20 protein-coding genes are annotated in these 21,890 nt (G+C 70.3%); 9 read left to right on the forward strand and 11 right to left on the reverse strand.

Annotated elements, in window-relative coordinates; genetic code table 11:
• Positions 1-8 precede the first annotated feature (8 nt).
• From ABZT49_RS25840 to ABZT49_RS25855, 4 genes are read left to right on the forward strand one after another with little or no spacing between them, the layout of a single operon-like run.
• Positions 9-806 carry an SDR family oxidoreductase gene (locus ABZT49_RS25840; RefSeq protein WP_355290298.1) on the forward strand — a complete coding sequence of 266 codons (798 nt, stop codon included), beginning with the start codon at positions 9-11 and terminating at the stop codon, positions 804-806.
• 10 nt (positions 807-816) lie between these two features.
• Complete coding sequence (locus ABZT49_RS25845; RefSeq protein WP_355290300.1) at positions 817-1,911, forward strand: glycerol dehydrogenase; 1,095 nt, start codon at positions 817-819, stop codon at positions 1,909-1,911.
• Entirely contained in the window at positions 1,911-2,774 is an 864-nt protein-coding gene (locus ABZT49_RS25850; RefSeq protein WP_355290302.1) for a transketolase, read from the forward strand. The genes ABZT49_RS25845 and ABZT49_RS25850 overlap by 1 nt, the downstream gene beginning before the upstream one ends.
• Positions 2,771-3,763 carry a transketolase C-terminal domain-containing protein gene (locus ABZT49_RS25855; RefSeq protein ID WP_355290304.1) on the forward strand — a complete coding sequence of 331 codons (993 nt, stop codon included), beginning with the start codon at positions 2,771-2,773 and terminating at the stop codon, positions 3,761-3,763. The genes ABZT49_RS25850 and ABZT49_RS25855 overlap by 4 nt, the downstream gene beginning before the upstream one ends.
• Positions 3,764-3,785: 22 nt before the next feature.
• On the opposite strand, the gene ABZT49_RS25860 is transcribed toward ABZT49_RS25855, so the two are convergent.
• The 9 genes from ABZT49_RS25860 to ABZT49_RS25900 all read right to left on the reverse strand — a co-directional run bounded on the left by ABZT49_RS25860 (position 3,786) and on the right by ABZT49_RS25900 (position 13,478).
• Positions 3,786-4,886, reverse strand: a complete 1,101-nt coding sequence (locus tag ABZT49_RS25860) for an alpha/beta hydrolase (RefSeq protein ID WP_355290306.1) — start codon at positions 4,884-4,886, stop codon at positions 3,786-3,788.
• Positions 4,887-5,053: 167 nt separating this feature from the next.
• Positions 5,054-5,797 (reverse strand): SDR family oxidoreductase, encoded by a 744-nt coding sequence (locus tag ABZT49_RS25865; RefSeq protein ID WP_355290308.1) that lies wholly within the window; start codon positions 5,795-5,797, stop codon positions 5,054-5,056.
• 18 nt (positions 5,798-5,815) lie between these two features.
• Positions 5,816-6,631, reverse strand: coding sequence for an SDR family oxidoreductase (locus ABZT49_RS25870; protein ID WP_355290310.1), 816 nt, complete (start codon positions 6,629-6,631; stop codon positions 5,816-5,818).
• A gap of 41 nt (positions 6,632-6,672) precedes the next feature.
• Positions 6,673-7,386, reverse strand: a complete 714-nt coding sequence (locus tag ABZT49_RS25875) for an ABC transporter ATP-binding protein (RefSeq protein ID WP_355290312.1) — start codon at positions 7,384-7,386, stop codon at positions 6,673-6,675.
• A gap of 2 nt (positions 7,387-7,388) precedes the next feature.
• Positions 7,389-8,156, reverse strand: coding sequence for an ABC transporter ATP-binding protein (locus ABZT49_RS25880; protein ID WP_355290314.1), 768 nt, complete (start codon positions 8,154-8,156; stop codon positions 7,389-7,391).
• On the reverse strand, positions 8,156-9,220 hold the full coding sequence (locus ABZT49_RS25885; protein ID WP_355290317.1) for a branched-chain amino acid ABC transporter permease: 1,065 nt from the start codon (positions 9,218-9,220) through the stop codon (positions 8,156-8,158). Before ABZT49_RS25885 ends, ABZT49_RS25880 begins: the two co-directional genes overlap by 1 nt.
• Before the next feature lies 1 nt (position 9,221).
• On the reverse strand, positions 9,222-10,124 hold the full coding sequence (locus tag ABZT49_RS25890; RefSeq protein WP_232389264.1) for a branched-chain amino acid ABC transporter permease: 903 nt from the start codon (positions 10,122-10,124) through the stop codon (positions 9,222-9,224).
• A gap of 284 nt (positions 10,125-10,408) precedes the next feature.
• Entirely contained in the window at positions 10,409-11,677 is a 1,269-nt protein-coding gene (locus tag ABZT49_RS25895; RefSeq protein ID WP_355290319.1) for an ABC transporter substrate-binding protein, read from the reverse strand.
• A 169-nt stretch (positions 11,678-11,846) separates the two neighbouring features.
• A complete protein-coding gene (locus tag ABZT49_RS25900) occupies positions 11,847-13,478 on the reverse strand; it encodes an NAD(P)/FAD-dependent oxidoreductase (protein ID WP_355290321.1) in 1,632 nt (543 codons plus the stop codon).
• Between the two features lie 263 nt (positions 13,479-13,741).
• Here ABZT49_RS25900 and ABZT49_RS25905 point away from each other — a divergent pair, with 263 nt between their 5' ends.
• Positions 13,742-14,761 (forward strand): LysR family transcriptional regulator, encoded by a 1,020-nt coding sequence (locus ABZT49_RS25905; RefSeq protein WP_355290323.1) that lies wholly within the window; start codon positions 13,742-13,744, stop codon positions 14,759-14,761.
• A gap of 40 nt (positions 14,762-14,801) precedes the next feature.
• Here the strand turns inward: ABZT49_RS25905 and ABZT49_RS25910 are convergent, their stop codons facing one another.
• Together ABZT49_RS25910 and ABZT49_RS25915 are read right to left on the reverse strand one after the other, a co-directional pair.
• Positions 14,802-15,392: an ANTAR domain-containing protein gene (locus ABZT49_RS25910; protein ID WP_355290325.1), complete on the reverse strand. Its 591-nt coding sequence runs from the start codon at positions 15,390-15,392 to the stop codon at positions 14,802-14,804.
• Positions 15,389-16,585, reverse strand: a complete 1,197-nt coding sequence (locus ABZT49_RS25915; protein WP_355290327.1) for a transporter substrate-binding domain-containing protein — start codon at positions 16,583-16,585, stop codon at positions 15,389-15,391. Before ABZT49_RS25915 ends, ABZT49_RS25910 begins: the two co-directional genes overlap by 4 nt.
• Before the next feature lie 386 nt (positions 16,586-16,971).
• Here ABZT49_RS25915 and ABZT49_RS25920 point away from each other — a divergent pair, with 386 nt between their 5' ends.
• The 4 genes from ABZT49_RS25920 (at position 16,972) to ABZT49_RS25935 (ending at position 21,868) form a co-directional block, all read left to right on the forward strand.
• A complete protein-coding gene (locus tag ABZT49_RS25920) occupies positions 16,972-18,387 on the forward strand; it encodes an amidase (protein WP_355290329.1) in 1,416 nt (471 codons plus the stop codon).
• Positions 18,384-19,382, forward strand: a complete 999-nt coding sequence (locus tag ABZT49_RS25925) for an acetamidase/formamidase family protein (RefSeq protein ID WP_355290330.1) — start codon at positions 18,384-18,386, stop codon at positions 19,380-19,382. Before ABZT49_RS25920 ends, ABZT49_RS25925 begins: the two co-directional genes overlap by 4 nt.
• A 136-nt stretch (positions 19,383-19,518) precedes the next feature.
• A complete protein-coding gene (locus ABZT49_RS25930) occupies positions 19,519-20,742 on the forward strand; it encodes an urea ABC transporter substrate-binding protein (RefSeq protein ID WP_355290332.1) in 1,224 nt (407 codons plus the stop codon).
• Between the two features lie 259 nt (positions 20,743-21,001).
• The gene (locus tag ABZT49_RS25935) at positions 21,002-21,868 is read left to right on the forward strand and encodes an ABC transporter permease subunit (protein WP_093565245.1); all 867 of its coding nucleotides are present in this window, start codon (positions 21,002-21,004) and stop codon (positions 21,866-21,868) included.
• Positions 21,869-21,890 lie beyond the last annotated feature (22 nt).

A 21,890-nucleotide genomic window follows, 5' to 3' on the forward strand; every position in this document is an offset into this window, starting at 1 on the left:
GGCGAAGGATGCTGCTCAAGGACAAGGTCGCGCTCGTCACAGGCGCCGGCAGCGGGCTCGGGCTCGCCACCGCCGCGGCCTTCGCCCGGGAGGGCGCGCGGATCGTCGTCAACGACCTGCGCCCGGAGGCGGCCGAGGCGGCGGCGCGCGGCCTCGGCGACGGCCACGGCGCCGTCGGCGGCGACGTGTCGAAGGAGGACGAGGTGTCGGCGATGGTCGAGGCGGCGCTCGCGCGCTTCGGGCGGATCGACATCCTGGTCAACAATGCCGGCGTGCCCGACAGCTTCGTACCGACGGTCGAGCAGCCGCTCTCCCACTGGCAGCGCCTCATCGACGTCCATCTCACCGGCACCTACCTCGTCTCGAAGACGGTCGCCCCCGCGATGATCCGCCAGGGCGGCGGGGTGATCCTCAACCTCAACTCGATCGCGGGCGTCCTCGGCCTCCCGGTGCGCACCGCCTACAGCGCCGCCAAGGCCGGCATCGGCATGCTCACCCGGGTCCTCGGCTGCGAGTGGGGCCCGCACAACGTCCGGGTCAACGCGGTCGCCCCGGGCTACATCCTGACGCCCCTCACCGAGGGCCTGATCGCCGCCGGCCGCATCGACCCCGCCCGCATCCGCCGCCGCACGCCGATGGGCCGCCTCGGCGCGCCGGAGGACATCGCCGAGGCGATGGTGTTCCTGGCCTCGGACCGGGCGCGCTTCATCACCGGGATCACCGTGCCGGTCGACGGCGGCTACTGCGCCTTCGGGGCGCCGAGCGACGCCTTCGCGCTCGACGATCTCGATCCGCGGAATGGGTAGGGACACCATCATGAGCGTGCGAATCTTCGGGGCACCGCCGCGCTACCACCAGGGGCCGGGCGCGATCCACGGCATTGGCGGCATCGCCCGGGTGCTCGCCGCCTCGGCCTGCGTGATCGTCGACGAGGGCGTGCGCGGGATCGTCGCCGAGCCGATCGCCGCGAGCCTGCGCGAGGCCGGCGTCGCGGCCCATCTCGTGCCGTTCTCGGGCGAGATCACCTACGCGGCGATCGAGGCGATCGTGGACGGGGTGCGCGTCGAGGCGCCGGGCCTCGTCGTCGCGGCGGGCGGCGGCAAGGCCCTCGACGTCGGCAAGGGCGTGGCCGAGCGGCTTCGCGTGCCGATCGTCACGGTCCCGACCATCGCGTCGAACGACGCACCGACCAGCGCCACCTACGCGGTCTACGACCACCACCACGTCATGGTCGCGGTCGACCGGATGAGCCGCAACCCCGACGCGGTCGTAGTCGACACCGCGCTGATCGCCCGGGCGCCGGCCCGGTTCCTGCGCGCCGGCATCGGCGACGCGATCACCAAGGCGTTCGAGGCGCGGGGTTGCAGGGCCGGCACCGGGATGACGCCGTTCGGCACCCGGCCGCTCCTGACCGGCGCCGCCATCGCGGAGGCCGGCTACGCCACCTTGCGCGCCCACGCCGCGGCCGCGCTCGCGGCGGTCGAGCGCCAGGAGGTCACGGAGGACGTCGAGGCCACGGTCGAGGCCTGCATCCTGATGAGCGGGCTCGGCTTCGAGAATGGCGGGCTGTCCCTCGCCCACGCGATGACGCGGGGCCTCGTCAAGGCGCGGGGCACCAAGGACGCGCCGCATGGCGAGCAGGTCGCCTACGCGGTGGTGGTCCAGCGCGCCGTCGAGCGCCACGCCGATTCCGAGATCCTCGACCTGATCGGCTTCCTGCGCGGGATCGGCCTGCCGGTCCGCCTCGCCGATCTCGGGTTGGAGAGCGCATCGCCCGAGGAGATCGACGGCATCGCCCGCCTGACGATGACGGCGCCGCACATCCCCAACCTCCTCTTCCCGATCACGGCGGACGACGTCGCCGCCGGCATGCGGCGGGTCGAGGCGCTGGCGGCACGGGGCACGGCGTGATGGAGCGCGCCCTCCCCGACAACGGCTTTGCCCCGCTCTCCCTCGACGACCTGCGCGAGATGGCGCGGGTCAACCGCCTCGACGTCGCCGCCATGTTCATGGCCGCCGGCAACGGCCATTTCGGCTCGTGCTACTCCTGCACCGAGATCGTCACCGCCCTGTACTTCGCGGTGATGCGGGTCGACGCGGCCCGGCCGGACTGGCCCGATCGCGACCGCTTCGTGCTCGGCAAGGGCCACGCCGCCCCGACGCTCTACTCGGCGCTGATCCGGCGCGGCTTCATCCCGGAGGCGTGGATCGCCGAATACGAGACGAAGGTCGGCGCCAGGCTCGCGACCCACCCGTCGCGCCGCTATCAGCCGGGCGTCGATTCCTCGCAAGGGGCGCTCGGCCACGGCCTGTCGAATGCCTGCGGCATGGCGCTGGCGGGCCGCCTCGACGGGCGCGACTACCGCGTCTACGCGGTGCTCGGCGACGGCGAGCTGCACGAGGGCTCGGTCTGGGAGGCCGCGGCCTTCGCGCCCAAGCACCGCCTCGACAACCTCGTCGCCATCGTCGACCGCAACGGCCTGTGCGTCGACGGGCGGGCCGACGAGGTGCTGCCGCTCGAACCCCTCGCCGACCGCTGGCAGGGCTTCGGCTGGGACGTGGTCGAGGCCGACGGGCACGACCTCCCGACCCTCGTGCCGCTCCTCGACGTGCCGCGCTTCGGCGGCAGCGGACGGCCCCGGGTGGTGATCGCCCACACGGTCAAGGGCCGCGGCGTCTCCTTCATGGAGGACATCCGCAGCTGGCACGCCGACATGGTCTCGCCGGCCCAGTACGTGGCGCTTCAGGACGAGTTGCAGGAGGTGCTGCGATGAGCCTGCTCGATCATCCCGATCGGCTACACGAGCATGTCGCGGTCTTCCGGGCCGCCCATCCGCGCGCCGACATCCGCGCCCGGTTCGGCGCGAGCGTCACGGCGCTCCTGGACCGGCGGCCCGAGGCCGTCGCAATCACCGCCGACCTGATGCACGCGACCGGTCTCGCCGGGCTCAAGGAGCGCCATCCCGACCGCCTGATCAACGTCGGCATCGCCGAGCAGAACCTGACCGGCGTCGCGGCCGGGCTCGCCGCCTGCGGCAAGCTGCCGGTCGTCTGCGGCTACGCCGCCTTCCTCACCCTGCGGGCGGTGGAGCAGGCGAAGGTCGATTGCGCCTATAACGAGCTGAAGGTGATCCTCTGCGGCCTCGCCAGCGGCCTGAGCTACGGCGTCGGCGGCCCGACCCACCAGACCTACGAGGACGTCGCGATCATGCGGGCGATCCCGAACATGGTCGTGGTGGCGCCCTCCGACCCTGTCGAGCTCGACCACGCGCTCCAGGCGGCGGCCGAGCATCCGGCGGGAACGCCGATCTACCTGCGGCTCGGCCGCGGGCCCGAGCACGTGGTCACCCGGCCCGGCGACCCGTTCGCGATCGGGCGCGCGGCCCGCCTGACGGAGGGGCGCGACGTCTGCCTCGTCGCCCACGGCGCGATGGTCATGGAGGCCCTGCTCGCCGCCGACCTGCTCCGGGCGGAGGGGATCGCCGCGGAGGTCCTGAACATGCACACGGTCAAGCCGATCGACTGCGAGGCGATCCTGGCGGCGGCGGACCACGTGCGCGCGATGGTGGTGGTGGAGGAGCACAGCGTGATCGGCGGCCTCGGCGCGGCGGTGCTCGAGGTGCTGGAGCGCGGCCACGCCTTTCCGGTGCTGCGCATCGGCATCGAGGACGCCTATCCGCCGATCGGCCCGACGCCGGAGCTGCGCGAGGCTTTGGGCCTTAGCGGACCGCGGATTGCCGCGCGGGTGCGGGACCTGCTGTAGCGTCGCGCCGGAGGAAGTAAACCTAGGCGTGATCGCGGATGAACGCCGTGAGCAGCCGGGCGACCTGCTCCGGCTGCTCCTGCTGGACCCAGTGCCCGGCCCCGTCGACGAGATGGAAGCCGGTCATGCGCGTGCAGGCGCGGTCCCGCATGGCCTCGACCGCGCCCGGGATCTGGTAGACGCCCCAATCGCTCTTGCCCGAGATGAAGCAGGCCGGCACGTCGATGGTGCGGCCGGCGAAGGGGTGAAGGTCGGCCACGCAGTCCGGGTCGGTGTAGCGGCGATAGCCCTGCAAGCCGCCCTGGAAGCCGGTGCGGGTATACTCCGTCACGTACACGTCAAGCTCGTCCTCCGTCAGCCACGCGCACGCCCTGACCTGCTCCTCGGACGGCATCTCGGGGGCGACCGTGGCGGCCATGCCCCGGTCCCGTTCCATCACGTAGTAGGTCGGAAGCCGCGCCAGATCCTCGGCCGCGCGCGAGGCGAGCGGGTGGGGATCGTTGTCCGCCCAGTCGGCGCTCTTCGCGTGATAGTAGGCGCGCAAGACATCCCGCAGCCCCTGGGGGGCCTGGAGCAGGTCGTCGTTCGCCTCGCGCGTCCGGTACCAGCGCTGATAGAACTTGCGCGGGCGCGCCAGAGCGGCCAGCTCCGCGTCGAGGGCGTCGTCGCTCTGCGCGGGCGAGAGAGGGTCCGCCCCCTCGGCGCTCAGGGGAAGCGTGGGCGGTCCGGCGAACGGTGCGCTCATCATCACGACCGAGCGGAAGACATCCGGCCGGAGGAGCGCGCACCACGCCGCGGCCGGCGAACCGGCATCGTGCCCGACCACGCAGTCGACCTGCTCGCGCCCCAGGGCGGCGGCGAGGGTGAGCGTGTCGGTGACGACGTTCGGGAAGCCGAAGGGATGGGTGCTGGCGTCGTAGGACGGGTCCCAGCCCGTCGTCCTTCCGTAGCCGCGCTGGTCGGCGGCGACGACGTGGAACCCGGCCTGCGCCAGCGGCAGCATGATCTTGCGCCAGCTATAGGCCAGTTCCGGGAAGCCGTGCAGCAGCATCACGAGCGGCCGGTCGGCCGTCTCGAAGCCCGCCTCCAGCAGGTGGACGATCAATCCGTTGATGCCCGGCACCAGCCGCGACCGGATCCCCGCGGGAAGGGCGCCTGCTCCGTAGGGCGCAGGCCCGGCGCCGCCGGAGACATCGCGGTGATTCGTCTGATCCGGAGGTCGCATGGGTGTGACGCCTGTAATGGGATGTGCGCTCGGGGAGACGACGGTCCGAAGGGACCTTCTCCCACTCAGTGGAAATGCGTCCCGCCATTGATGTCGAAGATCGCCCCCGACGCGTAGCCGGCGCCGGCGCCGCACAGGAACACCGCGGTCGCGGCGATCTCGTCCGGCCGCGCCATGCGCCGGAGCGGATAGGCCTGCGGGTCGTAGCCCTTGCCGGCGGTCATCGCGGTCTCGACCGGGCCCGGGGCGATGCCGTTCACCAGCACCCCGTGCGGCGCGCCCTGGCGCGACAGCCAGCGGACGAAGGCGTGGAGGCCGCCCTTCGAGAAGGCGTAGTGCGGCCCGGAGCGGATCCCGCCCATCCAGCCGGCGACCGAGCCGCACAGGACGATGCGCCCCTCCCCCGCCGCGACCATGCTGGGCAGGAAGGCGCGGGCGAGGTTGATCGGTCCCTTGACGTTCGCCCGGATGACGGCGTCGAGCGCCTCGTCCCAGTCCGCGGCCATCCAATCGTCGGCGGGGGCGATGGCAGCGGTGTCGATCAGGCCGTAGACCGGGCCGACCTCTGCGGCGAACGCCGTCACTGCCTGCCGGCAGCCGGTATCGAGGCTGTGGATCGCGGCGCGTCCGGCTACGTCGGCGCCGATGCGGTCGCGGATGTCTTCGGCAGGGAGCCGGTCGGCGAGCACCAGCCTCGCCCCTTGCGCTGCACAGAGCCGTGCCGTGGCGCTGCCAATGCCGCCGGCCGCGCCCGTGATCGCGATCAGGCGGCCGGTCAGGTCGAAGGGCGAGGCTGTCGGAGCGGTCATGATGCGTCGTCCTGCCGGTCAACGGGCCGGCCGAAGGCCGCCATAGGTCGTGAGGTGCGAGCCTGCGAGCCAGCCCGCATCGACCGGCAGGTTGATGCCGGTGATGGCCGCGGCGTCGTCCGAGAGCAGGAAGGCCACGCCGTGGCCGATCTCGGCGGGCTCGACGAGGCGGCCGAGGGCCGCCGCGTCGATGAGGAGGCGGGGATCGCGCTGGCCGCGGTCGATCGCGGCCTGGAGCGGCGGCGTCGCGACGTAGCCCGGCGAGACCGCGTTCACCCGCACGCCCGAGCGGCCCCATTCGGCGGCGAGGCAGGCCGCCATGTGCACCACCGCCGCCTTCGAGGGCGCGTAGGCGTGGAGCGGCGCCGTGCGCCAGGCGGTGACCGAGCCGGTGATCACGATGCCGCCGCGGCCGCGCTGCGCCATCCGGGTCCCGGCGGTCAGGCACGAGACGTAGACCCCGCGCAGGTTGACCGCGATGATGCGGTCGAACTCGGCCATCGGCAGGTCCTCCGGCCGGCCCCCGGGCTGGATCAGCCCGGCATTGGCGACGAGGGCCTCGACGGGGCCGATCCGCCCCTCGATCTCCGCGAAGGCCGCCTCCGTCGCCGCCTCGTCCACCACGTCGAAGGGCACCGCCTCGGCGCCGATCGGTCCGGCCGCCTCGCGGGCGCGGGCGGCGTCGATGTCGGAGATGACCGTGCGCCAGCCGCGCCCGGCCAGCACGCCGGCGACGGCGAGACCGATCCCGCTCGCGCCGCCGGTCACCAGGGCGACCCGGCCGCGTCCGTCGTTGCGTTCCAAGTTCCGGCGCTCCAAGTCCTGGCGTTCCATGTCCATCTCCCATTCGGTCGGTCGCGGCGGTCCGCGGGCGATCACACCGCGAGGTAGCGCTGCGTGATCGCCGTATTGCCGCGAAGCTCCGCGATCGGCGCGCGGTAGACGACCTGCCCCTTGTCGACGATCGTCGCGTGGGTGGCGATGTCGAGGCAGAAATGCATGTTCTGCTCGGCGAGCAGGATCGTGACGCCCATGCCGCGCAGGGTGCGGATCAGCCCGCCGATCGCCTGGACGATGATCGGCGCCAGGCCCTCGCTTGGCTCGTCGAGGAGCAGCACGTCGGGATTGCCCATCAGGGCGCGGGCGATGGTGAGCATCTGCTGCTCGCCGCCCGAGAGGCGCCCGGCCTGGCGGGTGCGCATGCCGGCGAGGATCGGGAAGACCTCGTAGATGCGCGTCAGGGTCCAGTGGGCCTCGCCCTGCCGTCCGCGCTTCGCCGCGACGATCAGGTTGTCCTCGACGCTGTGCTCGGGAAAGACCTGCCGGTCCTCCGGCACGTAGCCGATGCCGGCCCGGGCGATGCGGTAGGGCGCCCTCCCCGAAACGGTCTCGCCGGAGAGCCGAACTTCGCCGCGCCGGGGCGGGACGAGGCCGGCGATCGCCTTGAAGGTGGTGCTCTTGCCGGCGCCGTTGCGGCCGAGGAGAGCCATCGTCTGGCCCTTCTCGACGGTGAGGTCGAGGTTGAACAGGATCTGGCTCGCTCCGTAATAGACGTCGGCGCCGCGGATCTCGAGCATCGGGGTCGTCATGCTCACGCCTCCCCGACCGTCTCGGACAGGCGGTGATCGGTGCCGAGATAGGCGTCGATCACGTCCTTGTTGCGCCGGATCTCGTCCGGGGTGCCCTGCGCCAGGACCGCGCCGTATTTGAGGACGTGGATCGTCTGCGCGATCTTGAAGACGATATCCACGTCGTGCTCGATGAACAGCATGGTCATGCCGGTGACCTGCCACAGGCTGTGGACCTTGCCGATCATGCGCCAGCGCTCCTCCGGGCCCATGCCGGCGGTGGGCTCGTCGAGGAGCAGCATCTTCGGGTCCATCGCCAGGGCGAGCCCGATATCGAGGAGCTTCTGGTCGCCGTGCGAGAGGTTGGCCGAGACAGTGTCCGCTTTCGGGGAGAGGCCCATGAGGTCCATGATCTCGTCCGCCCTTCGGCCGGCCGCCGCGACGGGAAAGCGCGCGAACACCTTGGCCGAGCCGCGCCGGTGCGAGACTACCGCGGCGGTCAGCGCCTCGCGCACGGTGAGGCTCGGGAACAGGGAGGCGACCTGGAAGGCCCGCGCCATGCCGCGGCGCACCACCTCCAGGCTCGACAGCCCGACGATGTCGGTGCCGTCGAACACCACCCGGCCCTCGTCCGGCCGGACATGGCCGGAGATCAGGTTGAAGAACGTGGTCTTGCCGGCCCCGTTCGGCCCGATGATCGCCGTCAGCGAGCCGGAGGGGAAGTCGATCGAGACGTCCCGGGTGGCGCGCACGCCGCCGAACGACTTCGAGAGGTGCTCGACGCGCAGCATCACACCCCCCTGCTGTCGAGGGCGCCGTCCGGGAGGGGCGCAGGCGCGGCGCTTTCGGGCGCGGGCTCGGCCGCCGCGGCCCGGCGGGCGCGGCGGTTCCGCAATCCGTCATAGACGACGTCGGCGAGGCCGCGGCGCAGGCCGAGGACGATGACGAGGATGACGGTGCCGAGCACCAGGCCGTGATGCTCGGTGTAGATCGTCACGAAGTGGTTGAGGGTCTGGAGCAGCAGCGTGCCGACGAGGGGCCCGAGGAAGATCGTCGTGCCGCCGAGCATGATCATGAAGATCGCCTCGCCCGAGGTCGTCCAGAAGGCGAATTCCGGGTAGGCGCCGGAGACGAACAGGGCGAGGATCAGCCCGCCGACGCTCGCCATCGCCGCCGCGAAGACGAAGATGCCGAGCTTCATCGCGGTGACGTCGACGCCCAGAAAGTTGGCCCGGACCGGGTTGTCGCGGATCATCCGCAGCGTGTAGCCGAAGGGCGATTGCGACACCTGCCGCATCGCCAGGATGCAGAGGACGAACACCACCGCGCAGGCGCCGTAGAGCACGCGGGCGTCGTTGAGGTCGAGGCCGAGGACAGGCGGCCGCGGGATGCCGCCGCGCAGGCCCTGGTCGCCGCCGGTCAGGCTCACCCAGGTCACGATGACGCTGTGGATGAACATCTGGAAGGCGAGGGTGATGAAGGAGAAGTAGATCTCCTTCAGCCGCACGCAGATCGCCCCGATGACGAGGGCGACGAGCGCGGTGCCGCCGATGGCCGCCAGCATGGCGAGCGGGATCGAGACCCGGCCGGTCTGCATCAGGATCCCGAACGCGTAGGCGCCGGTGGCGAAATAGGCGGCGTGCCCGAACGACACCAGGCCGGTGAGCCCGACGAGCAGGTTCAGCGACATCGCCAGGAGCCCGTAGGCGAAGAAGTAGATCAGGAAGTCGCGCAAAGCCGGGGCCGGGAAGACCATCGGCAGGACGAGAAACAGGGCGAGGGCCGCGACGGCGACCGCGACGTCGCGCAGGAGACCGGAGCGCGAGAGACCGGCGGGCAAGAGACCGGAGAGCATGTCAGGCGGCCTCCCGGCCGAGCAGGCCGCTCGGCTTGACGACGAGGACCAGAGCCATCAGGGCGAACATCAGCCCGTCGACGAAGAGCGGGAAGCCGATCGCCCCGAAGGCGCGGGTGAAGCCGATGAGCAGGGCGGCGAGGAAGGCCCCGGCGATCGACCCCATGCCGCCGATCACCGTGACGATGAAGCTCTCGATCAGGATCGAGACGCCCATGCCGGGGGTGAGCGTCCGGATCGGCGCCGCAAGCGCGCCGGCAAGCCCCGCGAGCAGGCTGCCGAGGCCGAACACGCCCGCGTAGAGCAGCGTGGTGTTGATGCCGAGCGCGCCGACCATCTGCGGGTTGATGGCAAGAGCGCGCACGATCTTGCCGAGCCGCGTCCGGTTGATGCCGAGCCAGAGGACGAGGCCCGCCGCGAGGGCGACCCCGACCATGAACAGGTAGTAGCCCGGCACGAAGCCGCCGGCGATCTCCACCGGCGGCAGCGCGAACACGTCGGGCATGCCCATCATGCGGTACTCGCCGCCGTAGAGAATTTTTACGCCGTCATCGAGGATCAGGATCATCGCGTAGCAGACGAGGAGCTGCATCAGGATGTCCCGGCCGTAGACCCGGCTCATCACCAGGCGCTCGAACGCCATGCCGAACAGCCCGACCCCGATCGCGCCGGCCGCCATCGCGGCGAGGAAGCTCCCGGTCAGCGCGTAGGCGGTGAAGGCGAAGTAGGCGCCCATCATGTAGAAGGCGCCGTGGGTGAAATTGATGATGCCGAGCACCCCGAAGATCAGGGACAGGCCCGAGGTGACGAGGAACAACAGCATCCCGACGATCAACCCGGTCGAGACCTGGGTGACCGCACAGGATGCCGAGGACAGGCAGTCGACGAGGGCCTCGAGGTTCAAGGCGTGTCTCCCCGGGGGCAGGAGGGGGGGAAGGCTCGGCGCGGAGCCCGCTTGATCGGCTTTTCGTCGATCGACCCGGCACGCGGGCCGATATCTCTCCGCGTCATCCCGGGGCTCGCCTGAAAGGCGAGAACCCGGGATCCATAACCGCTGACGATGCCGGAGAAGGCGACCGGCGTTCCGCGTTGTCCTGAACCGTCGGCGGTTATGGATCCCGGGTTCCACTTTCGCGGCCCCGGGATAACGCAGAGGGTTTCAATTTGGTGGGCCAGCCCGAGCCGCGCTCAGGCGTAGCCCTTGCTTTTCTTCCACTGCGTCTCGAGCTCGACGATCTTGCCCCAGTCGACGTCCGAAAAATCCTCGACAAAGGGGGCTTTCGGCACGGTGCGGCCCCAGGCGACGGGGTAGCCGATGATCGTGTGGTCGCTGTCGCGCATGGTGATCGCGTCGCCGACCGCGAAGGGGGCGGGTATCGCCATGCCCTTCAGCGCGGAAGCGAGCGCCGTGCCCTCGGTGCGGCCATTGGTGCGCTTGAGCGCCTCGGCGATGAACAGGCAGCCGAGATAGACCTGCCAGGCCCAGTTGGTCGGCTCGTGGCCGGCGATCTTGGCGAAGGCGTCGGCGAAGGCGGCGTTGGCGGGCTTGTCCGGGTAGTTGCGGTTGTAGCGGTAGGCGGTGTTGAGCCCCGGCGGCAGCTGCTTGATCGCGGTCAGCACTGGCGGGTCGCCGAGGCCGCCGGAGAACATCGTGGTGGTGTTGAACAGGCGGTAGAGGTTGCTCTGCTCGATGAAGGCGACGAGGTCGCCGCCCCACAACGCCGAATAGACCGCCTGCGGCTTCGTCTGCAGGATCTTGGTGATGCTCTCGGTGTAGTCGGGGGCAAAGAGCTTCGGCCAGACCTGATCGACGGTCTCGATCGAGGGCTCGAACATCTTGGCGAATTCGAGGAACTCGGCGGTGTTGTCGCGGCCGTAGGCGTAGTCGGGCGAGCACGTCATCCAGCGCTTGAGCCCCTTCTGCTTGGCGATCCGCGCCGCGTAGGTGCCGCCCGCGACTGCGTCGTGGATGCCCTGGCGGGCGCAGCGGAAGGCGGTCTTGACGTGCAGCTTCGGGTCGGCGGAGAGCGAGGAGGTCTCCGAGCAGGTGTGCAGGCACAGGACCGGCAGGTCGCGGATCACCTCGTGCACCGCGAAGGCCCCGGACGAGGCCTCGCCGTCGATGATGATCTCGCAGCCGTCGTTGTTGATGAGGTCGCGGGTCACCTTGGCGGCCTCGTCGGGCCGGCCCTTGGAATCGCGGTCGATCAGCTCGAGGGTGCGGCCGTTGATGCCGCCGGCCTCGTTGATCTGCCGAAAGGCGAGCTGCGCCGCGGCCCGGCTCGACGTGCCGAGGATCGCGACCCGCCCCGACAGGATCGTCGGCATCCCGACCCGGATCGCCTTGGCCTGGGCGCCCGCGATATGCGGGAACCCCGTGACCGCGGCGCCGGCCGCCAGCCCGCCCAACACCTGCCGGCGCGATGGCGCGCGGCCGCTGACCGTGTTCGTGCCCATCCGGTTCCCGTCCCTGATCTTGCAACCCGGGCGTTTTCGCCCTGGGCCTGTGCCGGCGTCTTTTGTTTTTACTTGATGTCTGGTCCGTCGATCCTCCGGCATGGCCGGAGGCGAGTCAATCGATGCTTGGCTGAAACCTTCGGCTGAGACCGCCGTCGCTCTCCGACTGTCAGCGCAAGGCGAAGCCCTGGTAGCCCTCGGCGGCGACCCGCTCGCAGATGCCGCGGTAATGCGCCATGCCGCCGGCATAGGGCATGAACACCCGCGGCTTGCCCGGCACGTTGGCGCCCAGGTACCACGAGCTGCTCGCCATCGGCAGAAGCGTCGCCGAGGCCGCCCGGTTGACCTCCGTCCCCCACGATTCCGCCGCCTCCGCCTTCGCCTCGATCCGGTCGAGCCCGCGCTCGCGCAGGTGCGCGATGCAGTCGGCGATCCACTCGGCGTGCTGCTCGATCGCCACCGGCATGTTGGTCAGCACCGACGGGCTGCCCGGCCCGGTCATCGTGAACAGGTTCGGGAAGCCCGGCACCTGCAGGCCGAGATAGCTCTTCGGCCCCCCCGCCCACACGTCCTTGAGCCGGATGTCGTCGCACCCGCGGATGTCGAGGTTGAGCAAGGGGCCGGTCAGGGCGTCGAAGCCGGTGGCGAACACGATCACGTCGAGCGGATAGGTCGCGTCGGCGGTGCGTACGCCCTCCGGCACGATCGCCTCGATCGGCGCCTTCTTCAGGTCGACCAGGGTGACGTTGTCACGGTTGAAGGTCTCGAAATAGTGGGTGTCGATCGGCGGGCGCTTGGTCGCGAACAGGTGGTCGCGCGGCGTCAGCGCTTCCGCGGTCTCCGGGTCCGCGACGATGCTGCGGATCTTGGCGCGGATGAACTCCGAGGCGGTCTCGTTGGCCTTCGGGTCGAGCATGATGTCCCGGAAGACGGCGCGGAAGCGCAAGCCCCCGCGCTCCCAGGCCGTCTCGTAGATCGCCTGCCGCTCCTGCGGCGACACGTCGAAGGCGGAGCGGTCGTGGAAGTCGAACGGGTGGCCGTTCGGCGCCGCGCGGGCCTTCTCGCGCAACGCGGAGGAATTCTCGCGCACCCAGGATTTGAACTCGTCATCCATCGGTCCGTTGCGGGCCGGCACGCTGTAATTGGCGGTGCGCTGGAACACCGTGAGATGAGCCGCCTCGGCGGCGATCACCGGCGTCGCCTGGATGCCGGTCGAGCCGGTGCCGATCAGCCCGACGCGCTTGCCGGAAAAGTCGACGCCCTCGTGCGGCCAGCGGCCGGTATGGTACCAAGACCCCGAGAACGTCTCAAGGCCGGGGATGGCGGGCACGTTGGCGCTCGACAGGCAGCCGACGGCGGTGATCAGGAACTGCGCCTCGAAACGCTCGCCGGATTCCGTGGTCACCGTCCAGCGGTTCTGCGCCTCGTCGTAGACGGCGCCGGCGACGCGGGTATTGAGCTGGATGTCGCGCCGTAAGGAGAACCGGTCGGCGACGTGGTCGAGATAGCGGCGGATCTCGCCGTGCTCGGGGTAGCGCTCCGTCCAGTCCCACTCCTCTTCGAGTTCGCGCGAGAACGAGTAGGAATAGTAGTAGCTCTCGGAATCGCAGCGCGCACCGGGATAGCGGTTCCAGTACCAAGTGCCGCCGATGCCCTCGGCGGCCTCCAGCACCCGCACCGACAGGCCGAGCCGGTCGCGCAGCAGGTGCAACTGGTACAGACCGGAGAACCCGGCCCCGACGATGATCGCGTCGTAACGGTGCGGCCCGGCCTCGACGGTCTCCGCGCGCGGATTCCCCATGGCGTCCTCCCTGGTCGGACATAGCGCCCGGACATCCGGATGCGGTCCGTCTCGTTCGTGTGGCGAGGCCGATCCGCCGGCGTGGCGTGATCGCCGCTCTCAAGCATACAGCCGTCGGCCATGGCGTGGCCGCGTCATTCCGGCGTCGAGCGCCCGAGCGCCGATGAGGCCCGAGGCTAACGCGTTGCGGACGCGGCATCCATTTCCCATACTGCGAACCACATGTGAAAATTCTTCACACTGCGCCCGGGAGGCGAACGCCGATGAACCGCTTCGGGGAGATGCTGGTCTTCGTGCGGGCGGTGGAGGATGGCGGCTTCTCGGCCGCGGCGCGCAGCCTGACGATGACGCCCTCGGCGGTGAGCAAGCTGATCGGCCGCCTGGAGAGCCGGCTCGGCGTGGCACTGTTCAACCGGGCCTCCCGCACCGTCACGCTGACGGCGGAGGGCGAGGCGTTCTACACGTCGGCCCTGCGGGCGATCGAGGCGGTGGAGGACGCAGAGGCCTCGGTGCTCGGCGGCGGGGCGACGCAGGGCACGTTGCGCGTCCGCTCGATGCCGACCTTCGCCACCCATCAGCTCGCACCGCTGATCCCGGCCTTCCGCCGCCTGCATCCGGGCCTGCGGCTCGACTTCGTCCTCAGCATGGAGCCGGGCAACCTGCTCGACGGCGGCATCGACGTGGCGATCCATGTCGGCGAACTCGCCGATTCCTCCCTGGTCGCCCGGCGGTTCGCCAGCACGCGCTGGATCGTCTGCGCCTCGCCGGCCTACCTCGCGGCACGGGGAATGCCGCTTCGTCCGGAGGACCTGGCGACGCATGAATGCCTGAACTTCCCCTCGACCGCCCCCTGGAGCATCTGGAGCCTGCGCGACGAGGAGGGGGCGACGCGGCGGCTCAGGCCGGCGGGAAGCGTGGCGGCGAATACCGGACAGATGCTGCTGGCCATGGCCCGCTCCGGGGCCGGGATCGTCCGGCTGGCCGAATTCCACATCATCCACGACCTGCGCGCCGGCCGGCTGGTCGAGCTCTTCCCCGAGCGCCACAGCGGCGCCGAGGACCCGATCTACGCCCTCCATAACGGCAGGCGACATCTCAGCCCGCGGATCCGCGTCTTTCTGGATTTCCTGGAGATGTCCTTCTCCCGGCAGCCGCCGGCGTGGGAGAGAACCCTGGAGGAGCGGATGGCAGGGGCGCCCGGGATCCCGGCGCCGGCGGCGGACCGCATGGAACCCCTCCCCGTCGTCCCGGGGCTGCACGGCGCGGCCCGGGGTGACCGCTGACGATCGCGGATCGAGGCCGGCCTCGTTCCCGGCGAGCCGCTCAGAGCGTGGACCGCGCCGTCCGCGGGGCGCTCTCGCCGGTCGCCTGACCCGCCATCTCGGCACTGATCTCCTCGATCGTCATACGCCGGGTCATGGCACGACGGCGGAGGAACGCGAAGGCCTCGGCCTCGCTCATGGCGTGGCGGTTCATCATTCCGATGACGGCGCCGACCACGAGTCGCCGAGAGCGGATCCGGTCCTCGAGATGCGCGATCCGCCCTTCCGCGTCTCGCCGCCGCTGTCCCGTATGCAAGGCCAGGACGAGGGCCGTGTAGAGGCCCGTCGACCGCAGCGGCTTGACCAGGAAGGCGGCCGGGTCGTGGTCGAGCATTCCGCGCAGGCGACTCGGCGTCTCCGTTCCGACCAAAGCCACGACCGATGCCCCGCAAAACCGTTCGGCCTCCGCCGGCCCGGCCTCCGGGCCCGGATCGCGGTCGATGTCGACGATGACCACGTCCGCCTCGCCGCTCTCGACCAGCCGCGCGCCCATCCGAAGGAGTTGCCGATGCAGCAGGACGGCATCGCGCTCGTCCCCGACGAGCAGGCGGACACGGCATCCGCGGACGGTCGGGACAGCTGGGCGGGTCATTTGACCACGCGCAGGTAACGGGGGCGCTGCATGTTCGCCTCCTCGCGCGGATGCCGGCGGCCCGCGATGCCCGCCAGGTTGAGGGTCGAGAGGTAAGGGTCGGGCGCCATCGGTGCGGGTGCTTCCCAGAAGATCTCGAAACTGTTCCCGGGCATGGATCGTGCCAGCCGTGGGGTGGCGAAGCAATGATTGTTCCCCGGGTCGATCCAGACCGGCCCCTGGGGCGCCTCGAAGACGTGCCCGGCCGCCGCGTGGCGGACCGCCGCCGCCTCGACCGTCCCGGCACGCCGCACCGCGCGCGCGAGCAGCATCGCGGCGACATAGGTCCCCTGCCCGTCCACCGAGGGGCTGCTGTCGGGGCCGAACCGCGCCTTCCAGCGCGCCACGAAGGCGTGGTTTTCCGGGCGGTCGAGGCTCTCGAAATAGACCGACGAGGTGATGCAGCCGACGGACGCCTTCGGCCCGATGCGCCGGAGTTCCGGCTCGCACAGGCTGCAGCTCAGCATCGGGATCGCCGCGCCGGCGCGGGCCAGTGCCGCGTGCAGGGCCTGGACGAAGCGGTAGCTCGACTCGCCCACCAGGGTATTGAACACGACCGGCGGCCTGCGGGCCATGATCTCGTCCACCATGTGGGCGACGCCCGTCCCGCCGAGATCGAGCAGCCGCTCGGCCAGGATGCGGCCTCCCGCGGCACCGACGATCTCGCGCATGACCCGGTTGGTCTCCCAGGTCCACACGTAGTTCGAGCCGACGCAGAACACCTCGTCGGCCAGGGACTCGATCATGTAGCGGGCCAGCGGCACCACGTTGTGGTTCGGGGAGGCTCCGACATAGATGATCTGGTCGCTGCATTCGAAGCCCTCGTACCGGGCCGGATGCCACAACAGGCGCTCGGTCCGCTCGAACAGCGGCAGGACCTCCTTGCGGGAGGCCGAGGTGTAGCAGCCGATCACGTGATCGACGCCCTCGTGCCGGATGAGCGCGTCGCAGGCGTCGTGATAGGCGCTGACCTGGCCGCCCGGATCCCGCACCACCGGGACGAACCGGAAGTCGAAGGCCGGATCCTGCGCGATCTCCTCGATCGCCAGCAGCGCGCCGCACAGCATCTCCCGCCCCATCATGGCGTAGGGTCCGGTCTGGGAGAGGACGACGCCGACGGGGATGGCGGGCCGGCTGGAACGGCGTGCGGGCATGGTGGGGACGAGCCTGGGCTTTACCGGAAGCCTCCTCCCCGGCCCGGACCGGCGTCAAGATCCGGCGGAGGGAGGCCGGTGAAAAAAGCCGCCGTCCCCCGATTGACAGGCCGCCTGCCTTGACGACATGATCCTCATGCCAGCTTTGATCTCGCAACCGGAAAGTCTTTCCTCAGCCAGCCTCGTCTGAGGAAAGCGTCGTCAAAACGGATTTTCCGGTCCGATCCTGCGCGCGCCTAACACGATACAGCGGCAATGTTGCCATTCGAGGCCTCTCATCGGCCCCGGGTGGCTTTCGTCGTTGGCCGATACGGCCACCATCGCGTCGTCTTGCGCGAGGCCGCAGGCTGGGACGCGCCGCGCCGCATGCCGAGGGGAGAGACGCCGTGTCCGACGCAGACCTGCATGACTGCGAGCTTCTCGAGATCAGCCGGCGGATCGCCGCGCGGCAGGTCTCGTCCGTCGAGGCGACGGAAGCCCAGCTCGACCGCATCCGGCGCCTCGACGGGCAGCTCGGGGCTTACGCCTGCGTCATGGCCGAGAGCGCGCTCGCGGCCGCCCGCACCGCCGATGCGGAGCTGGCATCCGGCCGCAATCGCGGGCCCCTCCACGGCGTGCCCATCGCGGTGAAGGACCTGTGCTGGACGACCGACGCCCCCACCGCCGCCGGGATGACGATCTACCGCGACAACCGGCCCGGCGAGGACGCGACGGTGGTCAAGCGCCTGCGCGCCGCCGGTGCCGTCATCCTGGGCAAGCTCCAGCTCACGGAGGGCGCCTATGCCGACCACCATCCGGCGATCACGCCGCCGCGCAACCCCTGGGGGGCGGAGTTCTGGTCCGGGGCGTCGTCGAGCGGCTCGGGCGTCGCGACGGCTGCCGGCCTGTGCTACGGTTCCCTCGGCTCGGATACCGGCGGCTCGATCCGCTTTCCCTCGGCCGCCAACGGCGTCACCGGCCTCAAGCCGACCTGGGGCCGGGTCAGCCGCTACGGCGTGTTCGAGCTCGCCGCCACCCTCGACCATATCGGCCCGATGGCCCGCAGCGCCGCCGATTGCGGCGCGATCCTGGGCGTGATCGCGGGCGCCGATCCCGACGATCCGACCGCTGTCCCGCTGCCTGTGCCGGACTTCGCCGCTGCCCTCGATGGCGGCGTCGCGGGCCTGCGCCTCGGCGTCGACGCCGACTGGATCGGCCGCGACGTCGATCCGGTCGCCCACGCGGTGACGCAGGCGGCGATCGACGTGCTCACCGGGCTCGGCGCCAACATCGTTCCGGTCCGCTTCCCCGATCCGGACGACGTCATCCGCGACTGGTTCCCGCTCTGCGGGATCGAGACCGCGGTGGCGCACGAGGCGACCTATCCGGCGCGCAAGGACGAGTACGGGCCGGCCCTGGCCGGGCTCATCGAGCTCGGGCGGGCGCAATCCGGTCGGGACTACCAGAAGATCATCCTGCGGCGGGAGGCGTTCCGCGGCCGCGTGCGGGCGCTGTTCGAGGAGGTCGACCTGCTGGCGGTGCCGGTCCAGGCCTTCGCCGGCCCGACGCTCGCCAAGATGGCGACGCTCGGCGAGGATGCCGGCCTGATGAACGGGCTTCTGCGCTTCACCTGCCCGTTCGACATGACCGGCAGCCCCACCATCACGCTTCCGGGCGGCTTCACCGCGGCGGGGGCGCCGGTCGCCTTCCAGCTTGTCGGCCCGCATTTCGGCGAGGCCGCCCTGGTGCGGGCCGGCCACGCCTTCCAGGGTGCCACCGACTGGCACCGTCGCCACCCGACTCTCTCAAGGAGCGCGGCATGACGCAGGATCTCGACGCCTGGCTCGGCGGTTCGATCATGGCCCGCCGGGGCGTGGGCGGGGGCCGGGCGGGCGCCCGCCACGCCCTGACGGTGGCGGCGCAAGGGGGCTTCCACTACGTCTACGGCCCCTATGCCAAGCCCACCCTCACCATCGCGCCCGGCGACGTGGTGGCGGTGGAGACCGAGGACGCCTTCGGCGGCGTCATCACCCGCGAGAGCGACCGCCCGACCCAGCTCCTGAACTTCCCGTACCTGAACCCGCAGAGCGGCCCGATCGTCGTCGAGGGCGCCGAGAAGGGCGACTGCCTCGCTGTCTACATCCACGACGTGGAGGCGCGGGGGGCGCAGCCCGCCGGCACCACCTGCATCATGCCGGAATTCGGCGGCCTGGTGGGCAACGGCAACCTCCTCAACCCGCCGCTGCCCGAGCGGGTGCGCAAGATGCATGTCGACCGCGACGGCGTGCGCTGGAGCGACAGGATCACCCTGCCCTACGAGCCGTTCATCGGCACCATCGGGGTGTCGCCGGAGATCGAGGCGATCTCCTCGCTCCAGCCCGATTATCACGGCGGCAACATGGACCTGCCGGACGTCGCGCCCGGCGCCGTCATCTACCTGCCGGTCCATACCCCGGGCGGCTATCTCTATGTCGGCGATTGCCACGCCACCCAGGGCGACGGGGAATTATCGGGCGTCGCCATCGAGCAGCGCGCGACCGCGACGCTCCAGATCGACCTGATCAAGGGATGGAGCTTCCCCTGGCCGCGGCTGGAGACGCGGGACTTCATCATGACCATCGGCAGCGCCCGCCCGCTGGAGGACGCCGCCCGCATCGCCTATCGCGAGCTCGTGCGCTGGATGAGCAGCGAGTACGGCTTCGACGAGATCGACGCCTACATGCTCCTGAGCCAGGCCGGGCGGATGCGCCTGGGCAACATGGTCGACCCCAAATTCACGATGGGGGCCTCGATCCTGAAACGCTACCTGACGCCCTGACCCGGGCCGGCGACGGGCGCGGACGCGGCCGACCCCGGAGGTGCGCCGGGAGGCTTCGGCTCAAGCCCGCCTTCGAACCAAGCCCGTCGCAGCCGAGACCTCCCTTCATTCCCTTCTCAGCGAGGCCCGATCGCGCATGCCGTTCCTTCGTTCCCTTCTCGCCGGCACGGCCGCCCTGCTGCTGCTCGCCGGGCCGGTCCGGGCCGCCGACCCGATCAAGGTCGGGCTCCTGGAGGACATCTCCGGCGACCTCGCGGTGATCGGCCTGCCGAAGCTCCACGGCGCGCAGCTCGCCGTCGAGGAGATCAACAAGGCGGGCGGCGTCCTCGGCCGCCCGCTGGAGCTGATCCACCTCGACCCGCAGGGCGACAATGCCCGCTACCAGGAATTCGGGCGCCGGCTGCTCAACCGCGACAAGGTGGACGTGCTGTTCGGCGGCATCACCTCCGCGTCGCGCGAGGCCCTGCGGCCCGTCGTCAACCGCACCAAGGTCCCGTACTTCTACACCAACCAGTACGAGGGCGGCGTCTGCGACGCCAACATGGTCAGCATGGGGGCGGTGCCCGAGCAGCAATTCTCGACCCTGATCCCGTGGATGGTCGAGAAGTTCGGCAAGAAGGTCTACGTCATCGCCGCGGACTACAATTTCGGCCAGATCTCGGCCGAGTGGAACCGCACGCTGATGAAGAAGCTCGGCGGCGAGGTCGTCGGCGAGGAGTTCATCCCGCTCGGCGTGTCGCAGTTCGCCCAGACCATCCAGAACATCCAGAAGGCCAAACCCGACTGGCTGCTGACGATCAATGTCGGGGCGGCACAGGATTCGTTCTTCGAGCAGGCCGCCGCCGCCAAGCTCAATCTGCCGATGGGCTCCTCGATCAAGATCATGCTCGGTTTCGAGCACAAGCGCTTCGCGCCGCCGGCCCTCAACAACATGCACGCCACGGCGAACTGGTTCGAAGAGCTCGACACGCCCGCAGCCAATGATTTCAAGGCGCGGTGGAAGGCCAAGTTCCCGAACGAGACCTACATCAACGACATGGGCTACAACGCCTATGCCGGCCTCTTCATGTACCGGATGCTGGCCGAGCGGGCGAAATCGCTGAAGCTCGACGACCTGCGCAAGGTCATGGCGGCGGGCGACGCCTGCATCGAGGCGCCCGAGGGCAAGGTCTGCATCGATCCCAAGAGCCAGCACACCTCGCACCACATGCGCCTCGTCTCGGTCGGGCCGAAGCACGAGGTCACGGTCGACAAGGATTACGGCACGATCCAGCCCTACTGGCTCGGCGAGATCGGCTGCGATCTCACCAAAAAGAACGACAAGGAACAATACACGCCGGACAATCTGCCGAAAAAATAACTCTACTCGCCACCGGCTCCCGAGGCCCGGACCTGAGAGACTGTTTGACCGGTCGGCAGTCACTTATCCCATCCACACCCTCATCCTGAGGTGCCGGAGCGCAGCGAAGGCCTCGAAGGAGGCCTCCAGAAGACTATGAGAGAACTGGAGGCCTCCTTCGAGGCCGCTACGCGGCACCTCAGGATGAGGTTGTGGGTGGGATGTAAAAGCGTCTCACGACGCAATCCTCGCGCGTCAAACAAGCTTAGAGAGAACCAGCGTGATCGCGGAACTGTTCTCGCTCTTTTACCAGTTCGCCGACGTTTTCGCATTTCTGATCCTGTCGGCGGCGGGCTTGGCCATCGTCTTCGGCATGATGGGCGTCATCAACATGGCGCATGGCGAATTCATCATGTGCGGCGCCTACGTCACGGTGGCGCTCGCCCATGCGGGCGTGCCGCTGCCGCTGGCCCAGGCCTGCGCCACCGCCGTCGCGGGCCTCGTCGGCGTCGCCGTCGAGATCGCCATCGTGCGCAAGCTCTACCGCCGCCCCCTCGACTCGCTGCTCGCGACCTGGGGCCTGAGCCTGATCGTCACCCAGGGGCTGCTCCTCGTGCTCGGCTCGTCGATGCCGGGGATCGGCACCCCGCCGGGCAGCTTCGCGGTCGGCCCCTACACCTTCTCGACCTACCGCCTCGTCCTGTTCGGCGGCGCGCTCGCCGTCTTGGGCGCGATCTACGTGGTGTTCATGCGCACCCGCTTCGGGGTCCATGCCCGGGCGACGATGCAGAACGCCGACATGGCGCGGGCGCTCGGGGTGCGGGTCGGCCGCGTCTACGCGATCAGCTTCGGGTTCGGCGCGGCCCTCGCCGGGTTCTGCGGCGCGCTCTACGCCCCCACGATGACGCTGATCCCCACCATGGGGGCGACCTTCGTGGTCGAGAGCTTCGTCACCGTGGTGGTGGGCGGGGCCAACGTCCTGCTCGGCACCGCCCCGGCCGGCGTTCTCCTGGCGGCCATCCGCATGGGGCTCAACGCCGCCTACGGCCAGATCATCGGCCAGATCGGCATGCTGGTCGCCGTCATCCTCATCATCCGCGTCCTGCCGGAGGGGCTGTCGAGCCTCCTGGTCCGGCGCGCCGGCTAGAGCGCTTCACGATCGCGCGGCA

It is taken from the genome of Methylobacterium sp. EM32 (assembly GCF_040593685.1).
Taxonomy (GTDB): Bacteria; Pseudomonadota; Alphaproteobacteria; order Rhizobiales; family Beijerinckiaceae; genus Methylobacterium.

Bases quoted from the DNA above. Each gene is read 5' to 3' on its own strand.
- ABZT49_RS25875 (WP_355290312.1), bottom strand. From the start codon at position 7,386: ATGACGACCCCGATGCTCGAGATCCGCGGCGCCGACGTCTATTACGGA.
- ABZT49_RS25855 (WP_355290304.1), top strand. From the start codon at position 2,771: ATGAGCCTGCTCGATCATCCCGATCGGCTACACGAGCATGTCGCGGTC.
- ABZT49_RS25915 (WP_355290327.1), bottom strand. From the start codon at position 16,585: ATGCCCGCACGCCGTTCCAGCCGGCCCGCCATCCCCGTCGGCGTCGTC.
- ABZT49_RS25895 (WP_355290319.1), bottom strand. From the start codon at position 11,677: ATGGGCACGAACACGGTCAGCGGCCGCGCGCCATCGCGCCGGCAGGTG.
- ABZT49_RS25905 (WP_355290323.1), top strand. From the start codon at position 13,742: ATGAACCGCTTCGGGGAGATGCTGGTCTTCGTGCGGGCGGTGGAGGAT.
- ABZT49_RS25880 (WP_355290314.1), bottom strand. From the start codon at position 8,156: ATGCTGCGCGTCGAGCACCTCTCGAAGTCGTTCGGCGGCGTGCGCGCC.
- ABZT49_RS25900 (WP_355290321.1), bottom strand. From the start codon at position 13,478: ATGGGGAATCCGCGCGCGGAGACCGTCGAGGCCGGGCCGCACCGTTAC.
- ABZT49_RS25930 (WP_355290332.1), top strand. From the start codon at position 19,519: ATGCCGTTCCTTCGTTCCCTTCTCGCCGGCACGGCCGCCCTGCTGCTG.
- ABZT49_RS25850 (WP_355290302.1), top strand. From the start codon at position 1,911: ATGGAGCGCGCCCTCCCCGACAACGGCTTTGCCCCGCTCTCCCTCGAC.
- ABZT49_RS25840 (WP_355290298.1), top strand. From the start codon at position 9: ATGCTGCTCAAGGACAAGGTCGCGCTCGTCACAGGCGCCGGCAGCGGG.
- ABZT49_RS25845 (WP_355290300.1), top strand. From the start codon at position 817: ATGAGCGTGCGAATCTTCGGGGCACCGCCGCGCTACCACCAGGGGCCG.
- ABZT49_RS25925 (WP_355290330.1), top strand. From the start codon at position 18,384: ATGACGCAGGATCTCGACGCCTGGCTCGGCGGTTCGATCATGGCCCGC.
- ABZT49_RS25910 (WP_355290325.1), bottom strand. From the start codon at position 15,392: ATGACCCGCCCAGCTGTCCCGACCGTCCGCGGATGCCGTGTCCGCCTG.
- ABZT49_RS25870 (WP_355290310.1), bottom strand. From the start codon at position 6,631: ATGGAACGCCAGGACTTGGAGCGCCGGAACTTGGAACGCAACGACGGA.
- ABZT49_RS25885 (WP_355290317.1), bottom strand. From the start codon at position 9,220: ATGCTCTCCGGTCTCTTGCCCGCCGGTCTCTCGCGCTCCGGTCTCCTG.
- ABZT49_RS25865 (WP_355290308.1), bottom strand. From the start codon at position 5,797: ATGACCGCTCCGACAGCCTCGCCCTTCGACCTGACCGGCCGCCTGATC.